Source organism: Candidatus Infernicultor aquiphilus (assembly GCF_002784285.1).
Classification (GTDB): Bacteria; Atribacterota; Phoenicimicrobiia; order Phoenicimicrobiales; family Phoenicimicrobiaceae; genus Infernicultor; species Infernicultor aquiphilus.
Map to the genome: position 1 here is coordinate 1 of NZ_PFKO01000332.1, position 11,328 is coordinate 11,328.

The 11,328-nt window shown below is 36.8% G+C and carries 14 protein-coding genes; all 14 read right to left on the minus strand.

Going from position 1 to position 11,328, the window contains the following annotated elements:
* The coding region (locus COZ07_RS09190) for an ABC transporter permease (RefSeq protein WP_406608266.1) at positions 1–488 on the minus strand (488 nt) is incomplete at its 3' end.
* A complete protein-coding gene (locus tag COZ07_RS09195; RefSeq protein WP_406608267.1) occupies positions 485–1,489 on the minus strand; it encodes an ABC transporter substrate-binding protein in 1,005 nt (334 codons plus the stop codon). The genes COZ07_RS09190 and COZ07_RS09195, both read right to left, overlap by 4 nt.
* 40 nt (positions 1,490–1,529) lie before the next feature.
* Entirely contained in the window at positions 1,530–2,255 is a 726-nt protein-coding gene (locus tag COZ07_RS09200; RefSeq protein WP_406608268.1) for a Rossmann-like domain-containing protein, read from the minus strand.
* A gap of 22 nt (positions 2,256–2,277) precedes the next feature.
* Positions 2,278–3,297 (minus strand): molybdopterin-binding protein, encoded by a 1,020-nt coding sequence (locus tag COZ07_RS09205; protein WP_406608269.1) that lies wholly within the window; start codon positions 3,295–3,297, stop codon positions 2,278–2,280.
* Between the two features lie 51 nt (positions 3,298–3,348).
* Positions 3,349–3,669: a winged helix-turn-helix domain-containing protein gene (locus COZ07_RS09210; RefSeq protein WP_406608270.1), complete on the minus strand. Its 321-nt coding sequence runs from the start codon at positions 3,667–3,669 to the stop codon at positions 3,349–3,351.
* A gap of 146 nt (positions 3,670–3,815) precedes the next feature.
* The gene (locus tag COZ07_RS09215) at positions 3,816–4,040 is read right to left on the minus strand and encodes a DUF3343 domain-containing protein (RefSeq protein WP_406608271.1); all 225 of its coding nucleotides are present in this window, start codon (positions 4,038–4,040) and stop codon (positions 3,816–3,818) included.
* A 19-nt stretch (positions 4,041–4,059) separates the two neighbouring features.
* Positions 4,060–5,211 (minus strand): aminotransferase class V-fold PLP-dependent enzyme, encoded by a 1,152-nt coding sequence (locus COZ07_RS09220; protein ID WP_406608272.1) that lies wholly within the window; start codon positions 5,209–5,211, stop codon positions 4,060–4,062.
* Positions 5,212–5,238: 27 nt separating this feature from the next.
* Positions 5,239–5,451, minus strand: a complete 213-nt coding sequence (locus tag COZ07_RS09225) for a sulfurtransferase TusA family protein (RefSeq protein WP_406608273.1) — start codon at positions 5,449–5,451, stop codon at positions 5,239–5,241.
* Positions 5,448–6,545, minus strand: coding sequence for a YedE-related selenium metabolism membrane protein (gene yedE, locus COZ07_RS09230; protein ID WP_406608274.1), 1,098 nt, complete (start codon positions 6,543–6,545; stop codon positions 5,448–5,450). Before yedE ends, COZ07_RS09225 begins: the two co-directional genes overlap by 4 nt.
* A complete protein-coding gene (selD, locus tag COZ07_RS09235; protein WP_406608275.1) occupies positions 6,539–7,582 on the minus strand; it encodes a selenide, water dikinase in 1,044 nt (347 codons plus the stop codon). Before selD ends, yedE begins: the two co-directional genes overlap by 7 nt.
* Positions 7,579–8,385 (minus strand): XdhC family protein, encoded by an 807-nt coding sequence (locus COZ07_RS09240; protein ID WP_406608276.1) that lies wholly within the window; start codon positions 8,383–8,385, stop codon positions 7,579–7,581. The genes selD and COZ07_RS09240 overlap by 4 nt, the downstream gene beginning before the upstream one ends.
* Positions 8,386–8,440: 55 nt before the next feature.
* The gene (locus tag COZ07_RS09245; RefSeq protein ID WP_406608277.1) at positions 8,441–9,550 is read right to left on the minus strand and encodes an ABC transporter ATP-binding protein; all 1,110 of its coding nucleotides are present in this window, start codon (positions 9,548–9,550) and stop codon (positions 8,441–8,443) included.
* The gene (locus COZ07_RS09250) at positions 9,547–10,347 is read right to left on the minus strand and encodes an ABC transporter permease (protein ID WP_406608278.1); all 801 of its coding nucleotides are present in this window, start codon (positions 10,345–10,347) and stop codon (positions 9,547–9,549) included. The genes COZ07_RS09245 and COZ07_RS09250 overlap by 4 nt, the downstream gene beginning before the upstream one ends.
* Positions 10,348–10,351: 4 nt before the next feature.
* The gene (modA, locus tag COZ07_RS09255) at positions 10,352–11,215 is read right to left on the minus strand and encodes a molybdate ABC transporter substrate-binding protein (protein ID WP_406608279.1); all 864 of its coding nucleotides are present in this window, start codon (positions 11,213–11,215) and stop codon (positions 10,352–10,354) included.
* Positions 11,216–11,328 lie beyond the last annotated feature (113 nt).

The window sequence follows — 11,328 nt, forward strand, 5'->3', positions numbered from 1 at the left end:
GAAGCACCTAATATCCTGGCCGCAAAGATATAATTTTTATTCACGTTGTTAATTCCGGTAACAGTATTATAAAGGATAGGAAAAAAGGAGCAGATAAATATTATAGTAATCGGCAAGATTTCACCAATTCCAAACCATAACATCAATAAAGGGAGCCAGCCCAAGGCTGGAATAGGATAAATTAGACTGATGATTGGACTTAATGCTTTGTTGGTCACTTCACTCCACCCCATTATAATTCCCATCAATAGCCCGGCAATAGAACCGGTAGAAAAACCTACAAGAACTCTAATTAGACTACTTAGAAAATTAGGCCCTAATACTCCGTTAACGGTTAGATACCAAAATTCTGTTACTATAGTAGAAAAGGGAGGAAAGAAAAAATGACCAGAGATTAAGTTTAGGCGAGCAATTATCTCCCATATTCCGAGAAATATAATAATGGGGATTATCTCCCATTTTAATTTTAATATTTTATATCTTTTCATTCCTCTATAAAACTCAAATCTAAAATATCTTCAGCCGGGAAGCTACTTTTTATATAGCCCAATTTTGCCAGATAATCTATGGTTTCCTGCACCATCTCAGGATTGATATCAGTAGTATATTTCAATCTTTCCATCGAGCGAAACAAGACTTCAGGGGTAATATCTAATCTGCCCGCTTCTTCAGCTGTATTTATAGGGAAAAGACTTCCCTTGGCAATTTGTAATTGCCGAGCCATAATCTCTGCTGCTTCTTCCCGATATTGATTAGCCCAATTAGTTGCTCTTTTGGTAACTTTGACCAACTTCTTTACTAAATCAGGATGATTCTTGATCAATTCTTCCTTTACCACCAAAACACTTCCTTGCATCTCAGGCCAGACCTCCTGACTCATCAACAACATCTTAAAACCAGACTCTTCAGCCATAGTTGCCCATTGTTCAGGGAGAAAAGCAGCATCTAATTGCCCCATCTTTATAGCCAGAACTTGTTTTACTGGATCCATCCGCTGAATTCTATTTAATATTTTTTCTTTATTGAGATTGTAATTGTCCATTGTCCGATGAAGCAACACATCCACCGCTCCACCTTCTCTGACACAACCGAGGCGAATATCTGGTTTTTCTAAATCCTGGATTATTTTTACTTTATCAGGATTAACTACTAAACCATATCCATACTTATGTGTTCCAGCCACTATCTTTATTGGCACTTTTGCATTAGCATAGACATTTATGGCTGGTATTAAGCAAATATAAGCTACCTGAATATCTCCCCGGGCTAAAGCAGCAGCTAAAGCCATACCAGTCACATAACTCTCATAAGTAGTTAAGTTGAGCCCCTCTTCCTTAAACCAACCTTTATCCTGACTGATATAGGCACAAGCAGCATGGTCCATAAATTCTACCGCCATTCCCAGAGGAGTCTCTTCTTGTGCGGCACCTTCGCCCAAGGAAACCAAGATTAAAAATCCTATTAATAACAAAATAAAAAAATTCTTCATTTATATATATTCTCCTAATTTCTGGTAATATCAAAAACTTCTAATGGCCACAAAAACAATATTGTTCATAACCTTTAAGATAAGCAAGGCCAGCAATAGTAACTCCATAAAAGATAATCGGCTTATTTACTAAGAGTGAAGATAAGGTATTATTAACTGCAGTGGTTCCAGTAGCAATAATTAGATCGGCCCAGTTTATGATTTCTTTGGTATAAGAAACATCCTCTATTAATACCCCACCTCTTTTTTGACCTACATTGTCATAATCTAAATCGGTTACCCTAATTTTAAAATGATCAGTTAAGGCCTCCACCATAGCTGGCTGCATCCCGATAAAAGCGATACGGGGATTATCAAATCGCTCTTTGATATAATCTACCAGGTGAGCAGCACAATCTCCTGGTTCTTTATCTTTGCAGTGAACTGTCTTATTAACAAGTTTTAAGTACCTTAAAACAGCATTTAAAGTAGCAATAAAAACAGCTCTTTTAAAATTATTATCTAAGGTCATCTCGAAAATCTCCTTCAGGGTAGCACTATAATTTCCGGGCATATCAGTAAAGGCTTGACCTAAACTTCCTTTAAAATTTGCTTGAATCATTACTTCTTTGCCCTTTAATAAAGGAAAATCATTTCTTTCTGGCTTTCCGATTACCTCTTGTGGTGTTAATGGTTTAGCACTTACTATTTGTACTTTTAAAGACATTAGGTTTTTATCTTTAATTAGATTAAAAAATTTTTCTTTTATATCCTCATAAAAATCCATTTTTTCCCCTCTCCTTTTTATTTCACCGACAGAAAAAACAATTAGGATAACGACAAACTTCACAGTTTAAACAAAATCCACCTTCTCCCATGATTACAAAATCTTCTTTAGTCAAAATTTCTCCAATAAAAATCCGAGGCAATACTACATCTAAAATAGTAGTTTTATAATACATCGCACAACCTGGAATCCCTAAAAGAACAGTATCTTTAAGATAAGCCATCATAAACATATTCCCTGGTTGAACCGGGACCCCATAAGTCACTACTTTCGCCCCGCTATTCCTTATAGCCCCAGGAGTTAAATCATCCGGATCAACTGACATTCCACCGGTTAATATAATTAGATCAGCTCCTTTTCCTTGATAATGAAAAATTACTTTTTTTATTTCTTCTAGATCATCAGGACAAATAGTTTGACCCAGGTATTCAGCTCTAAAATAATTTAATTTCTCTTTCATTATTGGTCCAAATTTATCTTGAATTCTATTTTTATATATTTCATTACCATTAGTTATAATGGCAGCTTTCATTTTTTTATAATTTTTTACTGCCAATACTTTTCCTCTTTTTAAACATAAATTTTCTATCTTTTTCAATTTTTCTTCCTTAATAAATAGAGGTATGACCCGAGCACCGCCTATCTTTTGTCCTTCTTCTACCTTAAAATTTCCCGGAAGAGAAGCAATAGAAATATTTTCTATTGAATTTATGTCCTTTAAAAGAGAAGACTCAATTTTTAAAACTCCTTTAACTTTTGATTTTAAAGTAGACTTTCCTTCTATTGGTTCATCATAAATTATATTTTCCCCGGCAATTGTTCCTGCTATTCGCAGAGCTGCTTCATTCTCATGAATTTCCCCGGCTTTTGGTTCCCATACATAGATCTGTTCTTTTCCTAATTCTAAAAATTTTTCTATATCTTCTCCTTGAATAATATGTCCTTTTTTAAAGGCTCTTCCCTTAAACTGACCAGGAATGATCTGCGTAATGTCATGACATAAAATCGTCCCTACTGCTTTTTCTACCGCTATCTTTTTCATAATATTTTAAATAACACCCCCACCTTTATCCTCCCCCTTTAAGGGGGAAAGTTAAAATATTTCTTTATAAAGCAAATTTAAACTCTCTTGGGCTTTATGGCGAAATATTTCAAATTTCATCATCAAATCTCTGGCCTGCTCAGTAAGTTGTGACCCTCCGCCGCTTTCTCCTCCTCTCTTCCTTTCTAATAACTTAAATCCTAATCTCTCCTCTAAATCTTTTATTAAATTCCAGGCCTGAGAATAAGACATATTTATCTCTTCTGCAGCTTGCCTTAATGACCCAGCCCTCTCTACTCGATTAAGGATATCCAGAGGACCGTCACCGAAGGCTTTTTCTCCATTCTTTTCTATCCAAATCTTATATCTCAATTTCAATTTCATCACTTCCTGTAATTTATCCTTAATATTTTCATAAATGGGTTTCTTTTTCTCATATTACTGGCAGACACAAGGTCTGCCCCTACATATTACACATATTACTGATTTTCATCCGCAATACCCCTACTTGAAGTAAATTATATTTTATAAATATTTTCATATTCAACTTTTCCGTCTTGTAGAATTTTTTCTATTTTCGGTTTATCTTCATTATTAAACTGTAAGCAAATACCACAATCAGAACTTAGATGACGAGGTACTGGGATGAGTTTTATCGCAAGTCCCTGCTTTTTAGCTAAACTTTCTGTCCTTATAGCTGCACTGGTAGAATAAAATATTACTACCCTATAATTATCTTTCATCAGTAAAAACTCCTCTTGGTTATGCACCTTTAGCAATGTCTCTTATAGCTATAATTGCTTGATCTACTTCTTCAAGAGTATTAAACCAACTCATACTAAATCGAACCGTACCCCTGGGAAAAGTACCAATGGTTTTATGGGTAGCCGGGGAACAATGCAAGCCAACCCGACACATAATATCATATTCTTCATCAAGCCTCATCCCCACCTCAGAAGGCCATTTATCTTTGAGATTAAACGAAACAACGGCTACTTGCTCTTTCCGATAATCTCCTCCGTAGAGAGTAACTTCGGGAATCTCCTTTAGCCCTTCTATTAATCGAATAATTAAATTTTTCTCATGTTGATGAATTTTATCTACCCCTTCGGCCAGAACAAAACGGACACCTTCCTTTAATCCATTTAAACCTACTATATTAGGTGTTCCACTCTCATAAATATCCGGTAAAAAATCTGGTTGTTCTTCAAACTCTGAATGGCTACCTGTTCCACCTACCTTTAAGGGGATTAATTTCTTAGTATCGACTCTCTCTCCTATGACCAACCCTCCTGTCCCGGGAGGACCATAGAGGGCTTTATGACCGGTAAAGGCTAAAAGGTCTATATTATCTTTTTTAATATCTAAAGGATAACAACCCGCAGTTTGAGCTGTATCTACTAAAAAAAGAATATGGTGTCTTTTGGCTATCTCTCCCACCACAGTAATAGGCAGTAAGCTACCTATTACATTAGAGCCATGATTTAAAACGATCAATTTGGTGTTTTTTTTAATCGCCCTTTCTAGGTCCACCGGGTCAAGAACCCCTTGGGAGGAGCAAGGAACAACCATGACCTCCACCCCTCTTTTTTCTAATTCGCAAAGAGGGCGCATAACTGAATTATGTTCCATACTGCTGGTAATCACCTGATCTCCAGGCCGTAGTAACCCCTTCAAGGCAAGATTTAACGCCTCAGTTACATTTAAAGTAAAGATAATTCTCAAGGGATCGTCAACATTAAACAACTCGGCCAAACTTTCTCTGGCCTGATAAAGTATACGTGCAGACTCAATAGAAAGACGATGGCTAGAGCGTCCAGGGGTGGCTCCTATCTTTTCTAAAAAATACATCATTGCTTGCCCTACCTCTTTCGGCTTGGGATAAGAGGTAGCAGCATTATCTAAATAAATCATTATTTTCCCTTTCCAACTTTTTTCTTTCTACCTGGAAATGATGAGTAAATATTCTTCACCCTCTTCTTTTATCTCTACTTTCCAATCTGTATTTGTAGCCATTCGAGTAATATTATCTTTAGAGGTTCCGGTATCTACTAAGACTTCCAAAATTCCCTTTTTCATCTCCAATAGCTTATTTCTAACTGCAACTACGGGAAGCGGACAGGAAAGTCCTCGAACATCGATACTTTGATTCATTTTTTATCCTCCATTTTCTTTTTCCCTAAATTACTCATGCTAAAGCCAATAACCAGACAGATGATCAATCCCACAATAACTGAAGCCGGCCCCCAAAGACCGGGACCTTGGGCAGAACTAGCCGTAGCAAAATTATGAGCAAAGGCTGCACCTGCGATCATCCCCAGGACAAATACAGCGGCATCTGCATCGCCTTCGCCAGAAAGAAAGAGTTGGCGACCGGGACATCCCCCAGCTAAAGTAAAAGCCAACCCTGCTAAAACCATACCCCCAAAATTCCACCATTGATTAGTATGAGCAATGGGTTGACCCTGAAAACCAGGGTGAAACTGCTTTAAGATTAGATTGCTTACCAAAGCAGCTAATAATAGACTAATAACCCCCGTAAATAGATAAGTATCCTTAATAAGGATCACATCTCGAACGGCTGCTACAGTACAGAATCTGGTCCTTTGGGCTAAAAATCCTATTACCATAGCCACTAACAAAGCGATAAAGAGAGGAGCATGTTGCGAACCTGGTCCTTGACTACTAAAAAAAACTGCTCCGGAAGGTAATTGTGGTCGAAAAAGAAGTAAAAGAAAAAGCCCCATCATTATAAGGGGCATAATCCAACCAACTAAAGGATAAGTCCTTTGATTACGACCTAAATTATAACCTGATTTAATAAAAAATATCCCTACCCAAATGCCGGTGATTAGTCCTGCTAAACCAAAAAGGGCATTCCCATCACCCCCGGCTAACCGGAGTAAAGTCCGCCAGGGGCAACCTAAAAAGACTAAGGCTCCGATCATCGCTAAAAACCCTAAGACAAACCGCAGGAGTGGGGCCGAACCACTACGAGCTTTAAACTCTTTAAAGATTAAGGCGGCTATCAAGGAGCCAAAGACAAAACCAATAATCTCGGGACGGATATATTGAACCACCGCTGCTCGATGCAAACCTAAAGCACCGGCAATATCTCGCTCCATACAGGCTACACAGATCCCCATATTGGCTGGATTTCCTAATTTTTGCAAAACTGTCGCTGATATTCCAATAAATACACCAATAAAAATAATATACTTTCTGAAACAAAAAAATTTTTTTAACATATTTTAATCCTTTCTTTACTCTTTGATTTGATAACCTCTCCTATAATCTTACTTTCAGTAAAACCTTCCTGATGTAAAAGTTTTATAGCTTTTTCTACCTGTTGGGGGTCAATAGAAATAAGTAACCCTCCCGAAGTCTGTGGGTCATAAAGAACAATCTCCTTCTCAAAAGATAAATTAATATTTTTTTCTGCTATACAAGAATAAATCTTTCGATTCTTCATCGCTCCTTCTGAGACCATACCAGTATTAACATAATCATAAACTCCTTCAATTACAGGAATATCTTCAAACATTATTTTTGCTCCTAATTCTTTTCCGCTTAATAACAACATCTCGCTAAGATGCCCAACTAAACCAAAGCCCGTAACATCGGTAAGACTATGAATATTCAATTCTAATAACTCCTGGGAAAGTTTGTTTAGTTTAGTCATCCAAAAAACTGCCTTATCTACTACTCTTTTCTCGGCAATTTCTCCCTTAATAGCGGTGGAAATTATACCTACTCCCAGGGGCTTAGTTAGGATTAGGAAATCCCCTACTTCAGGTGTATTATTATAAATTACTTTCTTTGGGTCAACTAATCCTACCACGGCTAATCCATACTTTGGTTCTTTATCATTTAATGAATGACCTCCTGCCAAGATTCCACCCGCTTCTGCAACTTTATCTGCCCCTCCTCTTAATATCTCTTCCAACAGATTATATTTTTTCTCTTCTTCAGGGAAACAGACAATATTCAATGCCATAAGGGGTCTTCCACCCATAGCAAATACATCGCTTAAAGAATTGGTAGCAGCAATCTGCCCAAAGACGTATGGATCATTAACTAGAGGAGTAATTAGATCTAAGGTAAATACAATCCCCGTATTTTCATCTAATTTATAAACCGCTGCATCCTCATTATGCTCAAAACCAGCCAGCAATCTTTTATCTTTGGTTTGCTTAATTTTACTTAAAAAATTCTCTAAATCTTTGGGATTTATTTTTGCTGCACACCCGGAGGCTCTGGTCATCTGCATTAATTTCTCTATCATTTTTCCTTCCCCTCCCCAATTAGTTTATTACTTTTCTTCATTACCTGAATAATCTCCGCAATGATACTCACTGCAATCTCTTCCGGAGTTTGAGCTCCGATATCCATCCCAATGGGGGCATGAACTTTTTTAAGTTCTTGTGTTGATACCCCTTGTTCTTCTAAATTTTTAAAGACAGTTGCATTTTTTTTACGACTACCAATCATCCCAAGGTAAGCTGCATCTGATTGTATTACTGAAGCAAGCACCTCTTGATCCTGCAAGTGTCCTCGGGTCACAATGACAATATAGGTAGAAGGTGTTATCTTAACCTGTTTTAAAGCCTTACCTATCGACTCTACTATTATTTCATCTGCTTCAGGAAATCTTTCTTTGCTGGCGAACTCCTCTCGATCATCAATAATTACTAATCTAAATCCCACCATCTTGGCCAATTTTGATAGACAAACCGCAATATGTCCTCCTCCAAAAATCATTATCTCTTCTTTGGGGCGTAGAACATCCACAAATAACATCATATCACCACCACAGATTACCCCTTCATCCAAGGCAGCCTCTTCTTTGGTTAAATGATAACTTAAAAGCCGTCCCTTTCCATCTCTTAGAGCCTGTTTCGCTTCTTTAATTACTCTGGCTTCGGTTATCCCGCCTCCTATAGTACCAGCTATTAAACCTTCCTTATTCACTAACATCTTTGCTCCTACTTCCCTTGGTGTCGACCCTTTAGCTTCAACAACCGTAACTAAGGCGATTGTTTCGCCTTTATCGATTCTCTTTAAGGCTTCTTTTAAAATCTCTAACATCTTGCTTTTACTCCTTTAACAAAAATTTAATTCTCCTAAAAATAATAAAATCCTTTTAAATTTCCTTAAAAACCTGAATTGCTTTCTTCCTTAATCCTACCATAATTTCTTTACCCCTTTGCAAATTCAATTTTAGATATGTATATGCCGGCACTATTATTTCAAAATCGTGTTCGCTGCCATAAATGGGTAATGAATTAAATATCCTAAAATATAGAGTGTATGTCGCACCATGAGAAATCGAATCAACAATCCGACCTCTAAATAAATTATCTCTTAGCTCTTCTTTAATTGGACGACCTTCTCTAATAATTTTTATCTCCTGAGGACGGATACAAAACCTTATTTTACTACCTTCAGCAAATTCCTCCTTAAACCGCGCGGTTATAGTGTAACCTTTCCATCTTATTTTAATATTATCTTCTTTTCTATTTATTGAAATTATTCTACCATATAAAATATTACTAATACCCAAAAAAGAGGCTACTTCAAAACTATTACAATGGTAAAATACATCTTCACGGCTACCGCTCTGTTCTATATATCCATTAATTAATACAATTACCTTCTCTCCAAGCGTAAATGCTTCTTCAAGGTCATGCGTAATATGAACCGTTGTTTTATTTGTCCTCCGATGAAAGCGTAACATTTGAAGCCAAAGGTTCCTCTTTAAATTTGCATCCAATGAACAATAAGGTTCATCAAGAAGAAGAAAATAAGGATTAATAATAAACGCTCTCGCTAACGCTACTCGTTGCTTTTCACCTCCACTTAAGGTGGAAGGTAAACGATATAACAGGTGTTTTATATTAAGGGAATCTGCAACATCCTCCACATCTGTTTTTATTTCATCAGCCGTAAATTTTCTCAGTCTAAGGCCAAAACTAATGTTACGATAAACATTCATAAAAGGAAAAAGCGCATAATCCTGCGGTAAATATCCTATATTCCTTTCTTCAGGTGGTATATCTGTAACTTCACGTCCATTTAAAAAAATTCTTCCTCTGTCTGGTTTCCTCAATCCTACTATACATTCCATAAGAAGGGTTTTACCTGCACCAGATGGGCCTAAGAGGATACAATATTGGCCATCCTCTACACTAAAATTTATATTCTTTAGTTTAAAATTTCCCAAATTTAGACAAAAATTTTCCACTTTTATCATAGCAATATTCTCCTTGTAATACAACGAAAAGCCAAAAGAACAAATACTGCTAACCCCAAGAGTATCAATATAACAACCACCGCTTGATAAACATCTGCCTTCGCAAAACTCAAAAATATAGCGATAGGAAGAGTCTCGGTTTTCATTGTACTCGCCCCTGCTAACATAAGTGTTGCCCCAAACTCACTAATTGCTCTCGCCCAAGTCATAATAAATGCTGCAATGATACCGCTCTTCGCCATCGGAAGGGTAATATTAAAGAATGCTTTAATCTTATTTGCGCCAAGGGTACGGGCTACATCCTCACATCGAATATCAATACCATCAAAAATCGACTTTAAAAGCCGCGCAGCAAGAGCAAATACTACTGCAACCTGGGCAAATACAATACCTTTCACCTCAAAGGTAAAGCGCGTAATATTATCTTCAATAAATTTACCTAATGTAGTATTATTAAAAAAGATCAATAGTACTGCACCTGTGGCCATAGGTGATAGAATAACAGGTATATCAATCAGGGTATCAATTATATCTTTCCCCCAAAAATTTAATCTCGACAGAGCAAATGCTGTTGGAATAGCCATCATCATCGAAATACCTGTTGCCACTGTAGCAGTTATCAAACTTAATCTCATAGAAAATAGAACTTCATTCGAAAAAAATACATTAGACAATCTCTTCCAATGGATATAATCAATAACTGAAAACAACAATAGCCCTATAAATAGTATAACTACTACCAGGGTAGAAATAATTGCCATATTAAATAAAGTGTTACTATTTATCTTTCTCGGCATATTTTTACTTTCCTACAGGAGATACATAATCAGCAGGTAATTTATATTCTCCACCAATAGAGGCCCCGGGAGCAAATTTTCGAGCCTCTTCCTCAGTCGAAAGATAACCCCATTTAGTAAAAATTTGTTGCCCTTCAAGGCACTTTAAAAACTCAATAAATTGTTTTGCTTCTTTAGGATGTTCACTAAAAGTAGAAATTGCTGCCGGAATATAGGCCAGTCGAGGCACTTGGTCAGGTTTTAAGAATATCACCACAGTGGTTTCGGAATTCCATTTTGCAAATACTTCCCATCCCATAATAGCATCGACAGCTTTCATAGGAATAAGGGCTGCAGTCATACTGCAACTCCCACCAAGAGTAACAATATTTTTACTTACCTTATTAAGAAGCCCCTCTCTTTCTAAAATTTCATAAGCATATAAGCCTACACATACAGATTCTGGGTTACCAATGGCAACACGGATACCCTCTTTCGATAGATCATAAAGCCCCTGGATATTTTTCGGGTTTCCCTTCTGTACAAGTATTGCCGGAACCAGATAGGCAATTATCTCTACATTCTGATTAACATCTACAACACCATCGTTCACTGCTTTAACCATGTAATCAGGAGACCCAGGGATATAGATATCACCTCTCTTGCTCATCTTCATCTGTGATAACATTTCGCCCGAACCAGAAAAATATAGAACTACTCTTATTCCACTTTTTTCTTCAAATAGCTTTGCACACTCTTCCATTGCCGGTTTTGAAGCAGAACCACAAAAAGCCAAAATTTCTACTTTCTTTTCCTCTGCATAACTAACTATCCCCCATACAAGCATTAACACTATTATTAATATTAGTACTAAACTAAATCGTTTCATTGTAACTTCTCCTTCCTTATTTCTCATTCTCATTAAACTATAACTTTACAGCAATCCTGCCTCCTTTTATAGATGACGCTTCCATGAATTTTCTGACCGGCGAGACGCCTGTC